The organism is Microbulbifer thermotolerans (assembly GCF_001617625.1).
GTDB classification, from domain to species: Bacteria; Pseudomonadota; Gammaproteobacteria; order Pseudomonadales; family Cellvibrionaceae; genus Microbulbifer; species Microbulbifer thermotolerans.
Window position 1 is genome coordinate 3,456,759 of the sequence record NZ_CP014864.1, and the last position, 20,727, is coordinate 3,477,485.

A 20,727-nucleotide genomic window follows, 5' to 3' on the forward strand; every position below is an offset into this window, starting at 1 on the left:
ACAGTACGGCTGGAAAACTGAAGCTCCAGCTCTCCGGCTTTTGATATCTGCGGAAAAAAGTGCAGGCAGAAGACAGATAAACAACTAAAAAGAAAGAGCCACCGATGGCGGCTCTTTCTCAACAGATAGTGGTTATCAGTACAGTGTTTCAATGGTATTGTCGATCCAGTTGACTATGTAAACGTCATTTTCTTCGGCAATGACACCGTAGGTGGTACCGTCCTTCACGATGGCACCTTTGACATTGGAACTCACTTCGGCGAGTTCCAGTTCCATCTTTGTACCCTCGCCATCTGTCAGTACCACACGGCTGCTGTCCTCTCCGGTGTAGGGATACTCAACTCTCAACCTGTCATCACCCCAGGACACATCCAGAGCGGCATCGCCTGACTCATAGCCTGTACGGCGCACGACAAGCTCTAGATCCATTTCAGGCAGATCGGCCGAAAGCCTACCGCTGGTCGCCATGCGCACCGTGAACTTCACATAGCGCCCTTCGGCATTGAAATTCAAGTCCTGCTGCACCAATTCTGACGTAATGAAACCACTGGTTTCGGTGGTTGGAATCATCGACTCATAAAAGCCGTATTCTTCCCAGTAATTGTCGGGAGTGGCCGCATACCACCCCTCACCGGGGACAAAGGCTTGCAGCTCACCCAACAAGTAATCTGTATAAACTGGAGAAAATACAAGACGAATATCCTTATCCAAGTTTGGCCCTTCCAGATATACGCATGTACCATTACTTCTCCAGTATCCACTGTAATTAGACCAGCAATCCTCTTGGCTGATACCTGAAACAGACCGAACAATTCCCCAGAAATCAACTCCTCCCATTACTGGACAATTCGCACTGCCGATAACTTCCAAGCATTCTATCCTGATAAAATAAGACCAGCCGTATTCGCCTTCCTCTAGTGAATATCTGACTGTAGCTTTATTTTCGCCCTCACCGTGAACCAAAGTCAGCGTATTATCCGCCTCATTGTAACTGTAGCTGGTAAGATCACTACGCTCATAGTCGGCGGGGAAATACCCGAATTCCGCGGCATTATCTACGGTGAAAACGACAGATGCCTCTAATGAGTTACCCGTCGTCTTTTCAGAAAAAGATCCCCTCAGCGCCAGTTTTTCCGGATTCAGATACAGTATTTCTTTATTTAATCCCATCTCTTCAAGCTTTACAGACTTGCGTGCACCGAGCTCCATGTCTCCAGAAAAACTCCGGGTCGCGTTTTCCAGTCTCACCTGCAGTTGCAGACCAATGCTGGTGATATCGGGGCCATTTTCATCCTCTTCATTAAATGCACTATCTAGTTCCAGCTGCAACTTGGATCCGTCCTCAACCGTAAATTCAGTGGATCCCAAACCGGCTGTACCATTCACCGCCAGCTCGTTAACCCCATCTGGCAGTCCCATCCCCGTGGAGGAATCACCGGTGAACTGAGGCAGGGCGAGATTCAGACTGATTTTTACCTCATCCGACCCTGTGGAGGAATCTCCGTCCAGATCGATAACCGCATTGCGGACCTTCCAGTTTCCGCCGGAATTCTCAATAGTTCCCTGAACGAACCTGGACAGATATGCGTCTCTATCTGCTTGCTTCTCGGCATAGCAGGCATCCTGGGTCGCCTTGTCCCAGGTTATCCAGGCACAGTTATCTTCACTGTTTTTGGAATCGTAGAGGGCTTCTGCGACAGAGGGGATATCACTTATCAGACTTTGTCCTTCATACTGGACCGCGACCACCTGGCTTGCTAGAACAACGGCGATTTCACTAAATGCCATTACGGTATCGCGGCCTTCTTCATCCATTATCTCTTCGGCGGCGTCCAACTGCGTCAGAACATTTTCAGAATCGTAGCCATCGGAATCTTCCCGCAACTTGGAATTCACTGTATCAACAGTTTCAATCGTAACTCTGCGTACAGTGGAAACCAGTTGCTTGGCTTTTTCCAGGTTGGAATTCAGCTCCGGGGTGAGATCAATTTTCAGAGAACACGAGGTTCCCGTACCACAGACCTGTGCGATCACATCGTCCAGTTTGCTCTGGGAAGCTTCTGCGGCGTCCTCGATACCAGTGAGATTTTGATTCCCCTGTTTTACAGCCGCAGCTACAAGGCTGATCCCTTCGGAGAGAGAGTCCAGAGCTCCAGTTTCAATTATATTAAGGGTGAAAGCGGCTGATAAATTATCCAGGACACCGGCCACATTTCCGTTTTCCGCCACTTCTTCAAGAGCTGCGTTCAACAGGGCAAAGCGCAATTGCTGCTCGGAAACACTGCTTGCTTTAGTGAGGTCTACCGGCTCAATTTCACTGGGGTTCGCATCTAAGCCCAGCATGTTCTTCACATAGGTGTTGGCTGTAGAGATGGACGTCTGGTTGAGAGTAATACCTGCCTTTTCCGCTACCAGAGTAGTCAGGGGCGTAATATGACTGTTTACCTCTGTTGCCGTTTCATCTACGAAGACAACTGAAGTCAGCTGATAATCCAGTGCATAGCGTTCACCAAACTCTATTTTCCCGTCACCATCCGCGTCTTCATCTCCGCCGGAGGCTGTACGGCATTCGGCTATGTCACAGGTTACCAGTGCGCCCTCCTGTGGCTTGAGTACCAACTTTACCGCGCCCGTATAGGTCCCGACAGTAATACTGTAACGCCCCTCAGAATCTGTAGTTGCGGTGCCGATCAGCTCACCATCGCTCCCATAGGCCTCCACCAGGGCGCCGCTGACAATGCCCTTGGCAACCACACCGTCAAGATTTACACCTGCCGGATAAGGATCCGCCCCCGTATCGCCGCCACCCGTGGGATTCGGCGCGCTAGTGCCGCCCGATCCGCCGCCTCCCCCACAAGCAGCCAGTACAACAATAGATAACCCCAAAGCAGCTTTCTTTATCACTGTCACTCTTATTTCTCCCAAGCTGTATAAAAAATATAGCTATTCGCTTATAGAGAACTCCCTTGCTGATACTCAGCAGTGGTTTCTCTCTCGACAGACAGATTTACAGAAGTGAAAAAGCAGTCTTCAAGACCAAAAAAATCTCCCACCAGTTGAAATAAATTATTTTTTATGACCTGGGTAATTTTTTACATCTGTTCTAATCCCCGGCATCCTCTTTCCAGGACAGAACAATGAACGCATTCCAAACCACAGCTGTTGCGCCCTATAATTTTTAGAAGAGTCCAGATCGCTTTACCGCCCGAATACCCTCTGATGCATCCGGCGTTAAAGATTCTTCAAAAAATCAAATAACAGATTCAGGCCATTGGGATATTCCGAAAGCCTAAAACGCGCATGCTACAGCAAAGTACCCGCAGGTTCCAGAAAAATCCAGTTTATCATACCTAAGCGCCCAGAACCGATCAGAGCATACACACAAAGTGGCTGGAGACTCCCACAAAAGAATATTCTTTCACTTAAAGATTCTCTGCAGTCTACCGTTTCCCTGAAACATATCGGCTACAATCCACGACAAAAAAAAGAAGACAGCAGCGTTTATCTGTATACCCACTTAGAACCCTACAAGGCCAATTACGTTGCACCGCTGTTCGACCAGCCGGATCTGAAGGCGAGTTATACCGTTGATATCAGGGCGCAGGGGGACTGGGCAGTAGTAACCGCTACATGAGGGAAAAAAATCGAAACGCTGGCGAACGGGCGCAGGCACCGGCACTTCCCGTGTCAGCAAGAAATTCGCCGCTTATATCTTTCCTCTGCACGCAGGTCCCTTTGTGGTCTGGGAGAGTCGCGCCGGAGATATTCCACTGCGACTTATGGCCCTCAAAACCCTGGCGCCGGATGTCAAACCCCAGGACTGGTTCACCTTTACCCAGCAATCCTTCGAGTTTTACCAAAAGTACTACGGTATCGACTATCCGTTCGATAAATACGGCCAATTAATCTTGCCGGATTTCACCATTGGCGCGATGGAAAATGTCGCCGTGGTAACCTTCAACGAAATCTATGTTTCCCCGGGGCGAAAAAACACAGGCACAGCAGCAGCGGCTCGCCAATGTGATCGCTCACGAAATGGCACATATGTGGTTCGGAGTTTTGGTAACAATGAAGTGGTGGAACGGCCTCTGGCTGAAAGAGAGCTTTGCCACCTATATGGCCAGCCTGGCACTGGCCACCAACAGCGAATTCGAAGACGTGTGGGAAAACTTCTACCTGCGCTCCAAGCAGTCCGCTTATCTAGCGGATCAACTGCCCACAACCCACCCCATAGAAGTGAAGGTACCCAACACTGCCGAGGCCTTCTCCAACTTCGACAGTATCACCTACGGTAAGGGCGGTTCGGTACTGGAGTAGCTACCACATCTCCTCGGCAAAGAAGCATTCCGTCAGGGCGTCAACACTATCTACGCGGACTACCAGTGCTCTGATGACAAGATTACCCAACTGACACTGTACCAGGCGGCGCCGAAGGCACACCCGGTACTGCGCGAGCAGAAAATTCAGCTGGGGATTTACCGCACGCAGGAAGATACCATGAGCCGGGTGGCGGCGGCTCCAATCACCTACAGTGGCGCTGAGACTGAAGTCAAAGAGGCGCAAGGCCAGCCTTGCCCGCAAATTCTTATTCTGAATGACGAAGACTGGGGCTATGTAAAAACCCGTCTGGACAAGAACTCCGTCGCCCAGGCAGCGCAATATATCAATGCCATTGAAAGCGCGTTCACTCGCCTGATGCTTTGGCAGAGTCTGTTCGGCAGCGTCACCGACGCAAAGATGTCTTTATCCGAGCGGGTCGACTTTGCCCTGCACAACGCCGCAGATGAAAGCAATATTAATGTGATCCGCCTGATCGGTAGCCACCTGGAAACCGCCAGTGCCTATATGCACCGCTTCGATATGCCTCAAGAAACGCTCGCAAAATTTTGCGATCAGCGCACAGCTATTCCAGGCCGTGCCACAAGTCAGCGACACAAAGGACACCCTGTACAATAAGGCCTATGCGATGCTGTTCCCGGTGGTATGCGGCGAGGCGGGTATCGCTCAATACAGCCGAATATCGCAACAAAACAAGCCACTGATGCCGGCACTGAAGCGAGTATTAAAGAACCGCCGGCAGCAAAGCTTGTGGCGTGCAGCGATGAATAAACAGCAAGAACAGCCGGATTAATTGTCGACCATATAGAAATAATGGGGCTCTGTTAAAATCAATCACCCCAATTGCCATCCGCGCCCATACGGGCGCGGATCTCCGGCAGTGTGTTGTGGACTTCTTCCACAAAACCCGCCACCGTCGGTTTTAGCCGCTGTTTGTCATAGTGAAGCTCCAGCCTGACCGGGGCGAGCAGATCTTTTAAAGGCCGGAAAATACAACCGACAGTATTCAGCCCCCGGATACACCCCGGCACCACCGACACCCCCAGCCCGCAGCCGACCGAGGTCAGCAATGTCTGCATACTGGCGGGTTCGCTGATCACACGCGGTGAAAATCCCGCTTGGTGGCAGGCACTCAGTATCTGGTCAAACAAACCTATGGCTTCGCCGCGCTGAAACAGGATAAAAGGTTCCTCGGCCAGGTGGGAGAGGTTTAACCTCGACTGTTTTGCCAGGGGATGAGATTCCGGCAATACCGCCAGCAGGGCATCTTCGTAAACCAATTCCGCAGTCAGTCCCAACTCCCCCGCCACCAGCAGCGGGCGCGACATCCCCACGTCAATCCGCCCCACTTGAAAGGCCTCCCGCTGTTGCTGTGCAGTCATATCCGTGAGGACGATATGCACATCCGGGTAGTGTTCCCGGTAGCGGCGCATCAGACCGGGCAAAAAATCCGCACACGCAGAGCTGATATAGCCGATACGCAGCTCCCCGGTTTCCCCCTGTGCGGCGCTCAGTACCCGCCGCTTGATCCCGGACTCCAGTGCCAGCATAACCGATGCCTGCTCCAACAGAGCCTCTCCCGCCGGAGTAACCTGAACCTGGCGGGTATTGCGCCACAACAAGGGGGTTCCCAGCTCTTCCTCCAGAGCCGCAATCTGACGGCTGATGGCCGGCTGCACTGTATTCAGTTCACTGGCAGCTTTCGAAAAGCTGCGCAGTTTGGCAACCCGGACAAAGGTGCGCAAACGCCGTAAATCCATAGCGCCTTACTCTTCAATTAATACATTTTTACTATTACTGATAGAAAACCATAACATTTTTGTTATCTGACGGGATTGCTTAGAGTAGCCGCTCCTCCGGCTAAAGGGGTGCCAGCCCTCTTCCAACCTTTCCCAAGCGAGGCCCGATATGTCTTCCCTGCCAAAAACCGGTGCTTTTGCACTGCTCAGTGTCGCCACTCTGACCATCATGGTGGGTGCCGTCGTCGCCCCCGGTTTGCCTGTGATCGCCCAAAACCTGCAAGTCAGTGGCTTGGCCAGCTGGCTGATCACTCTGCCATCCCTGGGCGCCGTAATTTTCGCGCCGCTCGCCGGCCGTCTGATCGACCGCTACGGCGCCTATCGCTGCCTCACAATCGGCCTGCTGCTCTACGGCCTGATTGGCGCCAGCGGCGCGCTTCTCGAAGGCCTGGTTCCAGTATTCCTGAATCGCCTGGTTCTCGGCGGCATAACCGCCATCGTTATGGCCGGCGGCACAACCCTGATCTCGCACTGGTATCAGGGCCACGCCCGGCTGCATATGATTGCCAAACAGGGCATGGCCATTGAGCTCGGCGGGGTGGTGTTTCTGTTTATTGGCGGGCTGCTGGCTTCTCAGGGGTGGCAATGGCCCTTTGCCCTCTATCTGGTGTCCTGGCTGGTCTGGGCAATGCTGCTTAAGTGGGTACCCGCTAACTCGACACACCGAGAAAGCAGCCCGCAGGAAGCATCGTCAGGGCGGATCTCATCAGCCTTGACCACCGTCTATCTGGCTGCTGCGGTGGCGATGATGGTGTTCTTCTCCGCTATTGTGTCATTGCCCATACGATTGAATGAATTGGGATACAGTGAAGCACAAACCGGCTACCTGCTGTCCTATATTTCTCTGATCGCCGTTATCGCCGCAATGGCCATGCCTTACCTCGCGCGTCGTACCGGGGAGATGAAAACGCTGGTGGTAGCCTTCTGCCTTTTCTCGGTTTGCCACGCTGCTTTCTCGGCCTCTGCAGCTACCGCCATGTTGATACTTGGCGGAACCTTTGCCGGATTCGGCTTCGGTTTTTCCATCCCTCTACTGAACCATATGACCGTTGAGCGCAGTCACGCGCAGGTGCGGGGACGCAATCTTGCCTACCTGACTATGGCCATCTTTCTCGGGCAGTTTCTCACTTCATTTCTGGAATTCCTGCCTGGAAGCAGCGATCAGGTGTTTGCAGTGGCGGGAGTATTGGCTGCGGTCTTTGCCGTACTCTATCTGGCTCTGAGCATCGTGAAGAAGAAACCGCAAGTAACTGGATAAACGCGCAGAGAACCGCTGTTTAATTTGCATAAGCACTGCAGTTGGTGCTGCGGTGCTCATGCAATAGAAAAGCAGTCAAAGTAGAGCGCACAGTGGCAGAAATTAGAAGTTCTTTAAAGCTGCTCGCGGACACTTCTCTCCTGCCTGGCCACCGCCAGATATCCCAGATAGCGCTCTCGAATCTCCCGTACATAATTCACCGGTTCCCGCCCACGCACATAGCCAAAGCGCGCCTGACGGTAGTACTCCGGTTTGGATAGCATCAGCATCGCTTCCTCCACACTGCCGAACCAGCGGTTGGGGTCCTTGCCCAGGCGCGCGGCCAGTTCGCGCGCATCCCGGACATGACCGTGACCGGCGTTGTAGGCGGCGAGGGTGAAATAAATTTTTTGGTCCAAGGGCAACTCGCGGGGAAAGCGCTGTTCCAGCCAGTCCAGGTAGGAAACTCCGGCGCGAATTCCGTTTTCCGGTTCGAATAAATTGGTGATCCCCATCTGTTGTGCAGTGCGCGGCAATACCTGCATCAACCCCTGAGCACCGGCGAAAGATTCGGCGCGGGGATCGAACTGACTCTCCTGATACATCTGCGCCACCACCATACGCCAGTCGCGATCGGCCTGGTCGGCGTATTTGCGCACAATTGGATCGTAGGGGGATAACTGGTCGCCGCTGCGCAGCCGCTCCGCCTGCTGCCGGCGGATACGCTTGGCGTTTTTGAAATATTTGTTATAGGTGACGTTGAAAAACAAACCCCGGTAGTGCTCATCGAGAAAACTGTTTAGCTGTTGCAGCAGTTCCGGCTGGTCCCTGCGCACGGCCCAGGCGATATCCCGCTCACCGGGCAGTTCACCCACCACGGTAAAGTCATCCCGGTAAGTGTGTTCTATGGCCACCAAGTGGGAATCGGCTACGGTATAGGGATACTGCCCCCGCACCACAGCCTCTATCAATTGTTCGGTGGTGGCACCTGGCACCGCCAGCACTTCCATAGGTTCTGCCTGCTCCATCGCCAAAGCGTTGAGGTGGGCGTAAAAACTGCTGAGGGGATTCACAGCCACCTTCTGCCCCGCGAGCAGCTCGGTAATTGCGGTATCTCCGCTATGCTCTTCTTGTTCTTGTGATTTTGCGGCGATCACCTGTTCGGTCACTTTCAGGTATGGGCGGGTAAATACCATGCCCTGCCGACGGCGGGATTCCGTCACTGTCAAGGAAGCCGCGACCATATCGCCCATACCCGCCTTGAGAGCCTCAGCCAGATCCACATCGGGGCCGGGCACCACCATGCTCAAGCGCAGGTCGTTTTCGCGGGCAAACTGCTTGAGCAGATCGTAATCAAAGCCCATCAGTTCACCGCGCCAGATAAAGTATGAGGCGGGGTGGTTACGAGTCAGAACCCGCAGGGTACGGCGCTGTTTAATCTCTTCCCAGTCACGAAGAAGCCGCCGCTGTTGCTGGCTGGCGAGCAGGTGTTCGGCGGTAAAGAATTCGTTCAGGGCGCGCTCCAGTTCCACGGCATCCCGGCGCACCGCCCAGGCAATGGCGCGCTGAGATTCTAGTTCTGTACTCGCCACCAGATCGGGATACGAAGGAAGCAATGCATCGGCGAGGTTGCTATCGATAACTGTGGCCTGGTAATCGCCCTCCGCCACCGCGGACAACAGTTCCTCGTGCTCTATCGGCTCATCCAGAAAAGTGATGACATAGCGATCTCTGCGCTCCTCGGCAGACAGCGTCTGCGCGAATGCACTGCCGCGGCGCACCGCAACCTGCAGGGGGGCTGTAGTATCCTCCGAACGCACATTGCTGCGGGTTACCAAGAGCTCGCGCACATATTGCAGGGCCCGGGTAAAGGCCACCTGTTCAGCCCGCGCTTCCGTGCGGGAAAAATTGGTGGCGATCACATCGCCACGGCCCTGTACCAGAGCGGGAATCAGATCGGCAAAGCTCTCCACATACACCCACTGTGGTTCCAGACCACGGCTGCGGGCAAATTTTTCTGCCAGCTGCCGCCACTCGCTGCTCGGCAGTCCCTCCCGCGGCAGAGCGTCGTCTTGAGGGCCGCGCGGCGCCAGCAGACGCAAAAGCCCGCGCTCGCGGATTGCCGGCAAGTCTCCGAGTTCTGTGTAATTTTGAAAAGCCGGTGGTTCGGGCTCTGCCGGAGGCAGCTCCTGTGCCACTTGCTCCGCCACCGGCGCTGCTTCGATTTCGCCCTGCCGGGAGTCTCTCTCACAACCGGACACAGCCAGGAATATGGACAATATAAAAGCCAAAACCGGAACAGACTGACAGTGCACGTATCTTCCCTTCTTTCTTTTTCTTTGACCTGCACCTGGATTATGCCACGATCGGCGCAAATGCACCTTTCCCGGTACAAATGCACTGCGCCATTGCAGGCACGCTTTATCAACGTGCGGGAGAGAATGCGCCTGGGGAACCTATAATGTGTTCACTTCCTGGCGGTATAGATCTATCGGGGGCCGATGGGAAGTACGGTGATAGGATAAACAGTTCGAATCCGCCGGATAAAAAGAACTATCCTAGAGGGTATGGGAATCTACTCGTGCCTTTTTTAAAGGTTTATCCCACTGTCTGTGCAAAAATCAACGATAGCGTTAATGCGAATTAATCATAGATTCCAGCACATAATTCGTTACCTTGCAGTGGCGTATGCCCCGGCCCGGAGGCTAGGGCACACAGGGTGATTAGCCGCCCGTATGCGCATGCCCACTGTGTACTTTTCCCTTCGCCTGGGACTTGGGCTGCAACTCTGCCAGCATCATTTTTATCTCCTTGTATTCTTCCTCGCTCCCCATTTCGAGCAGCAGCGGCTGGGCGACCTGGGTGAAATATTCGGCATCCTTTTGCATGTACAGTTCGCGCGCCAGCCACTGGGCAATATGTACCTGGCGCGGCGCGCGCAGGTAGGCCTGTTCCAGCATCTCCACATATTTCTCCCGTGGGTAGCCGAGCATTTCCATCGTCATAGCAAGGCCAAACCAGTGGGATGCGGTTTCAGCATCATTGTTGACCAGAAAGACAAATTGTTTCCGTGCTTTCTGCAATTGTTCGCGATCGCGTGAATTATTCGGAAGCATCACCTGACCATTCAGGCTGAGCCAGGCGTCTACCTTTTTGTACCAAAGAGTATCGCGCTGGGACGAAGGTACCTGGGCGAGTAATTGCTCGGCGCGTTGATAATTGCCAATACGGCTTTCCGCTTCCGCCTGGATGGCAGTTAGCTCGGCGCTGTTCACACCCCGGACCCGAGCGTATTGCACCAGTCCGTATAAGCTTTCGAGGTTGTAGCCGGACTGCACTATAAAGTTAGCGATCTCCGCCACAGCGCGCGGTTGCGGCAGTCTTGTAGCCACGGGACTGGCCTCTTGAAAATCCGTTGGAATCCGGCCGCTGACCATATCGAAATGGCCGCTTTCAAACATCGCCTGGTACTGCTTGTCGATCTCCGCCAGTGTCATTCCGAAAGACTGTTCCAGTGCTTCCACCGGATCGGCACCACTGTTGTACGCCTTCACAAATTCCTTAAATTCGTCGGTCTTGCCACTTTCCATCAGCACCCAGTGCGCCAGCATCCAGCCACTGGCATAAACTCTCGGTTTGTCCTCTTCCGAGGTGTTGTAAACCGTCGCCCGCAACAATTGCTCCAAGGGCATGGGACTGGTGAACAGCAGCGTCATGGCGCGCTCGCGGGGAACAGCTCCCAGGCGGTAGCGCCCGTCCGCGGTAAATGTCATGGTGGACATGAATTCGGCAAAACCCTCGCTGTACCAGTAGGGGTAGTGCGTGGTATTGCCGCTGTAGGTGAGGAAATGGGTGTACTCGTGGAAGAGAAACTCCCGCGCTTTCAGCTGCCGCTCGCCAGTACGACCGTCGAGGTTTACCAGCGCATAACTGCCATCGGCCGTGGTGTCGTAGAGACCGTTGGTCACCTCCGCCAGCTCCGCCCCCACCAGCTGCGCATAGCTCTGGCGGTCGGCAGTAGCATAGATAGTCAACTTCTTCTCGCCCGCCGTGGATTCCTCTCCAAACAGACTCAGGGCAACGGCACGGTAGCGCTCCAGATCCGCAACCAAAGTCTTTACTGCGGCGGGATCACCGTTGGTGACAATACGGAAGTGATCGCTGTCCACCTGATACCAGGTTTCCTCCCCCAGAGTCCGGGGGCCGGCACAGGCAGTGAGGGCAAAAACGCAACAAAATACCAACAGCGCGAATGAGCGTGAGAACATAGTTCTTACCACCGAGTTGATTCTTCTGAAGCCCTCCGTGGCGGAACTGCAAAGCCCACACACTACCGGTTTTTACTGTACAAAAAAAGAACAATTTTAGACCACTCACTCAATTCCGTCGGTTTTTTTCGAATTCAGACCGGTCGCTGATGGCACTGCTGATGGATTCGCCTGTGCCACCCAGAGTTGGCATTCGCGCCAATCAGTGAGACTCAGCTCTCAGTTTTCTTTTTGTCGATAAAACCACGATTCACCGGCTTCTATATTTCCCCATGACCATTCGACGTTTATTGGTCAGAAAATAATAATCGACAAAAGAGAGAAAACGATGAAAGTCTCACCGCTACTGGCGCTGCTCTGCGGCGCCCTGCTGACGGCGCACAGCTGGGCGGCGCCGCGCTTTATTTCCAACCTGGATATCATCAGCTTCGACGGCACGGAACTGGACGCCAACCTGTTCGTGCCCGATACACCCCCACCCGACGGCGGCTATCCAACGGTGCTCTTCACCAACAGCTGGGCCCTGGATAAACACCAGTACCTGCTGCAAGCCAAGGCCCTGGCGGAGAAGGGCTACCTGGTGATGAGTTACTCCACCCGCGGCTTCGGAAAATCCGGCGGCCTAGTGGATGTGGCCGGGGACAATACCCTCGCGGATACCCGGGTACTGATCGACTGGCTGGAAGCCAATTACCCGGTCGGCAAACTGGGGATGGCCGGTATTTCTTACGGCGCCGGAATTTCACTGCTCACCGCGGCGGCGGACTCGCGAGTGGACGCGGTCGCGGCCCTGTCCGGCTGGTCCGACGTTGTCGAGGGGCTGTATCCGAACAACACCGTGAACCTGGTTTGGGGCACCCTGCTGGTAAACACCGCCTTCAAGCGCGAGCCGATTGTGGATCAGATCTGGAGTAATCTGCGCAACGGGCACAACCTTTCCGACGTGTTTACATTCAGCGCAAGCCGTTCGGCGCTCAGTTATGTGGACGCGCTCAATGCCAATGGTACCGCAGTGCTGCTGTCGAACAATTTCGCCGACTACCTGTTCAAACCCAACAGCACCATCGACCTCTACACCCTGCTGGAAGGACCGAAAAAGTTGCTGCTTAACCCGGGAACCCACGCGGTGACCGAGACCCTCGGCGGTAACGGCGGCCATATCTGGACCACCAGCTTCCGCTGGTTCGACCGCTATCTAAAAGGAGAAAACAACGGTATCGACCGCGAGCCCAAGGTGGACATGACAGTGCGCATCAGCAATCGCCTGGAGCAGTTTGACGACTTCCCCGTAACCGGCAAGCAAAGCCACTGGTACCTGCACCCGCGGCTGACCTATTTCGGCAACGGCCAGTTGAAAAGCAACCCCTACAGCGGCTGGCGCTGGAGCAACCAATTTCACAGTGGCGCCGACACCGCGGCGGGAACCGGCATCCCGCTGGTGTCCGATGCGCTGGAAGGGCTGGGCATTCCCGTTTACACCTTTATGCCGGCCATCAACGGTTACTATGCCATTGAGTACCAATCTCCCCTGCTGTGGAACGGGATGAAAATCCGCGGCACGCCGACACTGGAGATGTGGATCACACCGAGCAAACCGGAAGTGCAACTGCATCTGCACCTGTATGACACCGGCCCCCTCGGCATGGGCCGCTTGATTACCCACGCCCCCATCACACTGCGCAACGCCCAGGTGGGCCGGGAACAGAAAATTGACGTAGAGTTTTTCACTACCAGCTACGATGTGCCTGCGGGGCACAGGGTGACGCTGGCCATAGACACCGAAGGGCTTATTTACCAAAAGCCCGCGGATACCGATTACGAAATTACCGTGCCCTATCGCAGTGACCGGGTATCCAAGCTGGCGATACCGCAACTGTGATTCCCCGTCCCGGACACGGAGTTTCTTCCCGTCCGGGACTAAATTGTCCCCATCTTCGGCAATCCATTCCCGAACCGGTACAATGCGTGTTTTGCCAAAACCGCGAGAGACCATGAATAAAATTATCCTGCGCAGTCTGCTGGCAATCCCGCTGCTGGCACTGGTGGCCTGTGGCCCATCCGAGAAAGTGGCCGGAGATAAAACAGACCAGAAACCCGCCGCCGAAGCAGCCGCCGGCCTCGGCGAAGCGCCGACGGGCAAGCTGCCCGAGGGCGTGCGCCCCACCGCCTACCGCCTCGACCTGCTTCTGGACCCGCGACGCGACGGCTTTACCGGGCAGGTGGAAATCGATATTCACATGGCCAACGCAGCCGATCACATCTGGCTGCACGGAAAAAACATCCGCGTATCAGAAGCGACCGCATTGCTCCCCGGCGGCAAACAAATACCGGCGCAATACCAAGAAATGCTGGACAGCGGCGTCGCCGCGGTCCGCTTTGGTGAAGACATTCCCGCGGGCACATTCACTCTGCGCATGAACTACAGCGCCGATTACGACCGCAACCTGGCAGGACTCTTCAAAGTGGAAGAGCAGGGGGACGCCTATGTACTGGCGAAATCCGAATCCATTCAGGCGCGCAAGTACCTGCCGGGCTTCGACGAACCGGGCCTGAAAGCGCCCTTCGATATTCGCCTTACGGTGCCCGAGGGCTACGCCGCTATCAGTAACGGCGCCGAACTGAAGCGGGAACCGGCGGGCCAGGGACTGGAAAAGGTGACCTTCGCCACCACGCGCCCAATGTCCACCTATCTGCTTTCCCTGTCCGTGGGTCCCTTCGATGTGGTGGAGAGGCCGGCGATTCCGGCGAACCAATACCGGGACAAGCCTATCCCCCTGCGCGGCTTCGCGCGCAAGGGCCGCGGCGGCGATATGAAATACATTCTCGATGTCACCCCGCGCCTGGTGGAAATCTTCGAGACGGAGCTTGAGCGCCCCTACCCGTTTGAAAAACTGGATATCGTCGCCGCGCCTCAGTGGCCCAGCGGCGCCACCGAACTCTCCGCGGCCATCACCTACCGCGAGCAACGCATACTGGTCGGCGATACCCCGGCCCCCGGCGCGCGCCTGAGCCTGCTGGGTGTGCACGCCCACGAAATCGCCCATATGTGGTTCGGCAACCTGGTCACCCCGCCCTGGTGGGACGACCTGTGGCTGAAGGAGGGCTTCGCGACCTGGGGCACACCTCTGGCGCTGACCATCTTTGAACCCAATGGCGGTCACGATCTCAACGCCGCGGTGCGCGCCATCAGCGCCATGCAACTGGACTCCTTGGCCAGTACCCGCGCCATCCGCGAACCGATCGCAGACAACAACAATGTCCGCAACGCCTACGACGCCATCACCTACGCCAAGAGCCTGGGCGTAATCCACATGGTGGACAACTACTTCGGGGCAGATAAATTCCGCCCGGCACTGGGCCGCTATATTGAGAGCCACGCCGACGGCGTGGCCGACGCACCGGACTTCTACCGCGTGATCGGCGAGGAAACCGACAGCCCCGCGCTGACCGAAACCTTCCGCACTTTTGTGGAGCAAAAAGGTGTCCCGCTGCTGGATATCGCCTTGGATTGCAACAAGCCGGGGGCAGCAAAATTGCAAATCGCACAGCGCCGCTACCGCCCGCTCGGCTCCCCCATTGCCGACACGGATCAGCGCTGGAACATCCCCTTCTGCTTTAGCAGCGATACTGAGACGCAGCAGTGCCTGATGCTGACGAAAACCGAACAACAGGTGGATATTCCCGGCGGAAGCTGCCCCCAGTGGGTAATGCCCAACGCTGAGGGCAGTGGCTATTACCGCTGGACCCTGGCGCCGGCACAGTGGCAGGCACTGGCGGAGCACTTTACCGACTTCTCGCCCAGCGAACAGTTGTCCATTATCGACAGCGCCTTCGCCGCCTTTGAGGCCGGACAATTGCCGCAGGCCCAGCTGCTGGCGGTAGTGCGGCAGTCCGCCCATGCGGACCAGCGGCAGGTGATTGTCGCCCCGCTGCGCTATCTGCAGAAATACCGCGGCAGCTACTTGGGCGAAGAACAAAAATCCGCGTTTCTCAATTTCACCCAGAACCTGTATCTGCCGATACTGGAGAGAACCGCCGGCAGTGCGGACAGCGAAGAGCAGCTGCTCCACAGTGCGTTGCTCAGCTTTATGGCACTGACTGCCGGCGATGGCGACGCGCGCAAAACGCTAGCGGACAAGGCCATCGCCTTTACCGGTTACAAGCGGAAGCGCGATGCTGAAGCGCTGGACTCCGATCTCTACGAAGCTGCGCTGACCGTGGCCGTACAGGATACGGACGGCTTCCTGGACCACTTGATCGCAATGCGTGCGCAACTGGACGACCCGCGTTTTGAAAGCGCCAGTGCCAACGCCATCGGCCGCAACCGCAACCCCAAACAGCTGGATAAAATCCAGCAGCTGGCGTTGAGCGGCGACATGGGCACCCGCGAAGCCTTCGGACTGATCCAGCAGGCTCTGTCGGAGCCGGCAGTGCGGGAGGCGAACTGGCAGTGGCTGCAACAGCACTTTACCGAGGTGGTAAACAAGGTGCCCGCACAGTGGCGTCGCCAGACGCCGGCCTTCGCCCGCGCCTTCTGTGACAAAGGCAAGCTGACCGAGGTTCGCCAACTGTTTGCGCAGCATGGTCAACTGGCTCCCGGACACCAACGCAGCCTGGCGCAAACCGAAGAGCAAATTCAGTTGTGCATGGCATTGAAAGAAAAAGGAGAGGCACTGTTTGAGGCGCTGCCTTTGGCCGCCAACTAAAAACTTTGCAGGTGGTCGCGGTTTCGGCCGCGATCACTGCATCCTGCCGAGAAACCTCTGGTTAATTCGCCTGAGCGCCTCATCCGAATTCAAGGTATTTTGTCGTCAAGGCGCAATTAATCAGCGGCGCCCTAGCTTACATCCACCGGGATTCCTCCCTCGCGCAAAATTTCCGCCAGCGGGCGCAATTGTTCCCGGTAATGCTTCCACTTGCCGATAGAGGAGCGGTAAACCGGCTGGCGCACCTGTGCGGCACTGGCAGTAGCGGTACCGGAGGCACTGGCGCGGTGGAATTCCAGGCAGCGACTATCCCACGGCAGACCACAGAATTGCAGCAGGGCGCGGGCTTCCCCTTCCAGGTCACCCACCAGTTTTTCGTATTCCAGCGCGTAAAAGTTCTCCGATACCAGTTTCGTCCAGTGGTCCATCAGCGATTGATAGGCAAGGTAATAAGCACCCAGTTCCCGCTGATCATAGGAAAATGGATAGGCGGTTTTAAACAGCGTTTTATAGATGGCGTAACAGCTGTCCATGGGATCGCGCCGCACGTGAATGATTTTTGCCGCCGGCAGGGCCTTGCGGATAAGCCCCACGTAGAGAAAATTCATAGGGTTTTTGTCGATTATGATTCCGCCGCCCAGCTGCCGCGCCCTCTGTCGCAGCTGATCTGCATAGTGTTTTCCGAGCGCGCCGAAGTCGATGGCGGCGGAGTTACGCACAAACGCCAATTTGTCCGCACCGATACCCGGAAATTGCTGGGCCACCTGATGGCCGAGCAAGCGCGCGAAGGTATCCGGCTCCCCTGCCGAAACAACACCGGGCACCGCGGTCAATATTCTGTCCACCAGGGTCGTCCCGGTTCTCGGCATACCGAGAATAAAAAGAATGCCCTCTCCCTGTGTATTGTCACAGCTCTGACCATCCATCAGAGCGGCACCGTAGGTGGACGCTATCTCGGCCATTACCGCTAAATCCCGCTGCAGGTTGTAGCGAATCCCGGCGCGGCGCGCTGCGCAGCCGCGTTCCAGTGCCGCGAAACTCTCCGGGTACAAAGCCAGATCTTCCAGTTCTTTCGCCAAGGCGAAATTCAATTGCACCCGGGCCCGCTGCGGCAACCCCGGCCGCGCCAGCAGCTGGCGCAGCTGTGCAATATGATTGTTTTTTTCCGTCTGCCTGCGCAGATCGCTGCGGTTTTTATAGGCTTCCCAGTCCTCCGGCACCAGGGCGATGGCGCGGTCGTAAAGCCTTTCCGCGCGCTCCAGATCTCCCATGGCGCGGTTGGCGGCAGCGCAGTTAAAAATTATCTGCGGGTTCTCCGGTGCTAAGGAAAGCGCCCGTTCGTAGTTTTTGCGGGCATGGTCATAGCGGGCGCAAAGCGTGTAGATATAACCCGCCTGTGTCAGCAGGTCGATGTCTTGCGTGCGGCTCAAATCGCAGTTGTCGAGCGCTGCAGCGGCACCGGCCAGATCCCCCGCGCGCAGCAATACACCCGCCCGGTGCACGGCGACACGGAAGTAACCGGTGCTGTCACCCGGCAACAGCGCCAGCGCCTGCTCAAGGAAATGCAAGGCCCGCGGGAAATTCCCCTTGGCAACGTGGATATCCGCCAACAGGCGGCGCGCTTTGATCGCACCGCTATCTACACGCAGAACTTCCTCCGCGGCCCGCAGCGCCTTGTCGAGTTCTCCCGCGCGGAAATAGGCTACCGCCGATGGATACAAATCGCTTTTGTTCACATTGACTGCCCGCAAGCTCCGATTGGCCTGACCTTAACAGATTGCGTTGCTACGGGTAAAAAAAAAGCCGGCCTCGGAGCCGGCAAAAGTTGGGGTGATAAAACCCACAACTCCGGGACTTTAGAACCTGTACGAGGCGGACAGGCCCACTGTTCTCGGCATTGTGATGAAACTACTGGAGGCGTCATTCTCATAGTTGTAGTTGAACCACTGCGACTGATTACCGGCATAGTTCGGCCCCCAGGTGGCAAAGGTTCTAGCCCCGGTAATACCTTCTTCATTGGTCAGGTTTTTCGCATACAGATCCACGTTCCACTGGTCGGCGGAGAGAGAGACCGAGGCATTGACCAGAGTGAATCCATCAAGCGTTGCCGCCTCCCGCGGACTACTGGAGGCACTATTCTCAGTCTCAGACTGGTAATAGCTGCTCAGCTGGTAGTAAAGCGACAGGCCATTGCGCAAAGAGTGCAGATAGCCCAGCCGCGCCGTCATGGCGTGTTCGGGAATACCGGGCAGGCGCGCGCCGGCTTCGCGGGTGGTGAATGTGGCACCGGGGAAAACCAGATCCTCAGTCAGCTCCGCATCGACATAGGTATAGCTGATGCCGCCGTCCAGTGCGTCGGTGAACTGACCGCTCAGGGACAGCTCCACGCCCTGGCTCACCGCTTCATCCCCGTTGACCACCACGAAGTAGCCAGATACCGGGCCCGATGTATTCAACTGCACATTATCCCAGTTCACCCGGAACAGGGCGGCGTTGTACTGAAGGCGGCTGGCCAGTGTCCCCTTCGCGCCCAGTTCGAAGTTGTCCACAGTATCCGCTTCGTAACTCAGCAGCCCCGGATCTTCCGGAAAGGGCCCGGTGGTGGAAACGGCGTTGGCGCCGCCGCGCCGATAGCCCTGCGACCAAGTGGCGTAGAGCATGTCACTCTCCGTCAGGTCGACAGCGGTATTGAATTTGAAAATGGTATCGGAATCCGAGAAGGACTGATCGAATTTGTCAACGGTGCCCCAGAACGGCAGATCGGCGAGGCTGTCGATATCGGAGTCCACCTCGAAGCGGCGCGCGCCGGCGGTAATCTGCCAGCGATCGGATAGGTGGAAGGTGACTTCGCCGAAGAAGGCGGTTTCCACATAATTCATCTGGCGGCTGTAACGCCAGTCCACATCGCCCTCGGTATCCATACCCCACCAGTAGGCGTACCAGTCGGCACCGGTCTCCGGAAGCCAGGGTCCGGCTTCCCATGGGGGAATACCCTCGGCCAGGGAGGCGACGACCCAATCGTGCAGCCCGGGTGTTTCCGAAAGCTGGGTCATGCCGTAATCCTGATCCTGATAGTAAGCCCCGACAATCCAGTCCACCGCACCATCAGTGTTGGAGACCAGGCGGATTTCCTGCACCAACGCGCTGTCCTCGAAAGTGCGGGTAGCCTTATTCAGCGGACGGGGCGTACCGGCATAGTAGAAGCCGAAGCCCGCATTGGCATAAAAGCCGGTGTTGTCGGTGACCGCCATGGCCTGATTATCGTAGTCGGACGTGCTCGAGGTCAGGGTGGCAAAACCCAGGTCCACCTCGACCTCCAGGCTCACAAGATCCACTTCGCGCTCGGAGGGTTCCAGGATCAAACCACCGAATTCGTAGTCGTCCATGCTCTCGGTCTGCTGCCGGCGGCCGCCGGCATCACCCTCCTGGGTGAAATAATCCAGTTGCGCGGAAAAGCGATCGCTGGGCTCTATGCGAAAACTCGCACGGGCGTAGTCCACATTGACTTCGTCCGCGTCCTCAATGTTTTGATAGAGCGCGGGGCTGTTGACAATATCCGCAGCGTCCGCGGGCACAGGTACGCCGCTTGCGTCCACCACATAAGCATTGGCGTAGTCGATAATGCCCGCGCGCTTGAGCGTGCCGTAAGATATACGGGCCGCGGCGATTTCCCCCATGGGCAGGTTAATAATACCGTCCACGCCGTGATTCCAGCCTTCGGAGCCCTCGCTCTGGCTGTAGTAGCCCGATACATTGCCCTCAAATTTCCCCATTTGCGGCGCGCGCTGGATATAGCGCACCGCACCGCCCAGGGCGCCGGAACCGTACAGGGTTCCCTGGGGGCCGCGCAGCACCTCCACCCGCTCAATATCCCGCAGGGAAAGGCCTACAAACAGTGGCGTATTATTCAGGTAGGTGGCAACTGGTGGCGCTGCGCTCAGCTGTACATCCCCCTGGGCGCCCGCATCAATGTTGACGCCGCGCATCAAAATACCGTTCACCACCCCGCCGGAGCGCCAGTCGCGGTCTATGTACTGCACGCCGGGAAGGGTCCGCATCAATTCGGAGACTTCCTTGATATTGGCTTTCTCCAGGTCCTCTCCCGATACGGCGGTAATGTTATAGGGGACATCTTGAATACTTTCGGCGCGGCGGGTGGCAGTGACGATAACCTCTTCCAGAGCCGATTCCTGCGCAACCGTATGTTGTGGTACAGAAAACAGCGTGCCGGCGGACACTGCGGCGACCGCGCTCGCCAGTGTTTTCTTACAAAACCCCAGATTGCTCTGCTGCTTCATGGTTCCCTCTGCTTTTTATCGTTTTACCCAACCGCTCCCTCTGGTTGTTATGCTGATGCTACACAGACGGGAGCGGAAACC

At 56.3% G+C, this 20,727-nt stretch carries 12 protein-coding genes and 1 pseudogene; 7 read left to right on the plus strand and 6 right to left on the minus strand.

The genetic code is table 11. From position 1 onward, the window contains the following. Window positions 1-135: 135 nt before the first annotated feature. On the minus strand, window positions 136-2,910 hold the full coding sequence (locus A3224_RS14270; RefSeq protein ID WP_067156055.1) for a hypothetical protein: 2,775 nt from the start codon (window positions 2,908-2,910) through the stop codon (window positions 136-138). 361 nt (window positions 2,911-3,271) lie between these two features. Here A3224_RS14270 and A3224_RS14275 point away from each other — a divergent pair, with 361 nt between their 5' ends. The 4 genes and pseudogenes from A3224_RS14275 to A3224_RS14290 all read left to right on the plus strand — a co-directional run bounded on the left by A3224_RS14275 (window position 3,272) and on the right by A3224_RS14290 (window position 4,956). Further along, window positions 3,272-3,634 carry a hypothetical protein gene (locus A3224_RS14275; RefSeq protein WP_067156058.1) on the plus strand — a complete coding sequence of 121 codons (363 nt, stop codon included), beginning with the start codon at window positions 3,272-3,274 and terminating at the stop codon, window positions 3,632-3,634. Window positions 3,635-3,779: 145 nt separating this feature from the next. Continuing rightward, window positions 3,780-3,914 (plus strand): annotated as a pseudogene (locus A3224_RS17690) (hypothetical protein); the annotation flags it as partial. A 121-nt stretch (window positions 3,915-4,035) separates the two neighbouring features. Beyond that, window positions 4,036-4,317: a M1 family aminopeptidase gene (locus A3224_RS17450; RefSeq protein ID WP_269454586.1), complete on the plus strand. Its 282-nt coding sequence runs from the start codon at window positions 4,036-4,038 to the stop codon at window positions 4,315-4,317. A 180-nt stretch (window positions 4,318-4,497) separates the two neighbouring features. Further along, window positions 4,498-4,956, plus strand: coding sequence for an ERAP1-like C-terminal domain-containing protein (locus A3224_RS14290; protein ID WP_067156070.1), 459 nt, complete (start codon window positions 4,498-4,500; stop codon window positions 4,954-4,956). Window positions 4,957-5,168: 212 nt separating this feature from the next. Here the strand turns inward: A3224_RS14290 and A3224_RS14295 are convergent, their stop codons facing one another. Next, window positions 5,169-6,098: a LysR family transcriptional regulator gene (locus A3224_RS14295; protein WP_067156074.1), complete on the minus strand. Its 930-nt coding sequence runs from the start codon at window positions 6,096-6,098 to the stop codon at window positions 5,169-5,171. 148 nt (window positions 6,099-6,246) lie between these two features. Between A3224_RS14295 and A3224_RS14300 the strand changes: the two genes are divergently transcribed. Continuing rightward, window positions 6,247-7,395, plus strand: coding sequence for an MFS transporter (locus A3224_RS14300; protein ID WP_067156077.1), 1,149 nt, complete (start codon window positions 6,247-6,249; stop codon window positions 7,393-7,395). A 113-nt stretch (window positions 7,396-7,508) separates the two neighbouring features. Here A3224_RS14300 and A3224_RS14305 read toward each other — a convergent pair whose 3' ends face one another. Continuing rightward, window positions 7,509-9,689, minus strand: a complete 2,181-nt coding sequence (locus A3224_RS14305; RefSeq protein ID WP_156481504.1) for an MltF family protein — start codon at window positions 9,687-9,689, stop codon at window positions 7,509-7,511. A gap of 408 nt (window positions 9,690-10,097) precedes the next feature. After that, complete coding sequence (locus A3224_RS14310) at window positions 10,098-11,642, minus strand: collagenase (protein ID WP_067156085.1); 1,545 nt, start codon at window positions 11,640-11,642, stop codon at window positions 10,098-10,100. Window positions 11,643-11,970: 328 nt separating this feature from the next. Between A3224_RS14310 and A3224_RS14315 the strand changes: the two genes are divergently transcribed. Together A3224_RS14315 and A3224_RS14320 are read left to right on the plus strand one after the other, a co-directional pair. After that, window positions 11,971-13,521, plus strand: coding sequence for an alpha/beta fold hydrolase (locus A3224_RS14315; protein WP_067156090.1), 1,551 nt, complete (start codon window positions 11,971-11,973; stop codon window positions 13,519-13,521). 112 nt (window positions 13,522-13,633) lie between these two features. Further along, window positions 13,634-16,348, plus strand: coding sequence for a M1 family metallopeptidase (locus A3224_RS14320; RefSeq protein ID WP_067156094.1), 2,715 nt, complete (start codon window positions 13,634-13,636; stop codon window positions 16,346-16,348). Window positions 16,349-16,479: 131 nt separating this feature from the next. On the opposite strand, the gene A3224_RS14325 is transcribed toward A3224_RS14320, so the two are convergent. Next, window positions 16,480-18,084: a tetratricopeptide repeat-containing sulfotransferase family protein gene (locus tag A3224_RS14325; RefSeq protein WP_197463002.1), complete on the minus strand. Its 1,605-nt coding sequence runs from the start codon at window positions 18,082-18,084 to the stop codon at window positions 16,480-16,482. 120 nt (window positions 18,085-18,204) lie between these two features. Then, window positions 18,205-20,646, minus strand: a complete 2,442-nt coding sequence (locus A3224_RS14330) for a TonB-dependent receptor (RefSeq protein ID WP_067156102.1) — start codon at window positions 20,644-20,646, stop codon at window positions 18,205-18,207. Window positions 20,647-20,727: the final 81 nt, after the last annotated feature.

Excerpts from the sequence above, each read along its gene's own strand:
- A3224_RS14295 (WP_067156074.1), bottom strand. The coding sequence starts at position 6,098 with ATGGATTTACGGCGTTTGCGCACCTTTGTCCGGGTTGCCAAACTGCGC.
- A3224_RS14330 (WP_067156102.1), bottom strand. The coding sequence starts at position 20,646 with ATGAAGCAGCAGAGCAATCTGGGGTTTTGTAAGAAAACACTGGCGAGC.
- A3224_RS14290 (WP_067156070.1), top strand. The coding sequence starts at position 4,498 with ATGAGCCGGGTGGCGGCGGCTCCAATCACCTACAGTGGCGCTGAGACT.
- A3224_RS17450 (WP_269454586.1), top strand. The coding sequence starts at position 4,036 with ATGGCACATATGTGGTTCGGAGTTTTGGTAACAATGAAGTGGTGGAAC.
- A3224_RS14320 (WP_067156094.1), top strand. The coding sequence starts at position 13,634 with ATGAATAAAATTATCCTGCGCAGTCTGCTGGCAATCCCGCTGCTGGCA.
- A3224_RS14315 (WP_067156090.1), top strand. The coding sequence starts at position 11,971 with ATGAAAGTCTCACCGCTACTGGCGCTGCTCTGCGGCGCCCTGCTGACG.
- A3224_RS14310 (WP_067156085.1), bottom strand. The coding sequence starts at position 11,642 with ATGTTCTCACGCTCATTCGCGCTGTTGGTATTTTGTTGCGTTTTTGCC.
- A3224_RS14300 (WP_067156077.1), top strand. The coding sequence starts at position 6,247 with ATGTCTTCCCTGCCAAAAACCGGTGCTTTTGCACTGCTCAGTGTCGCC.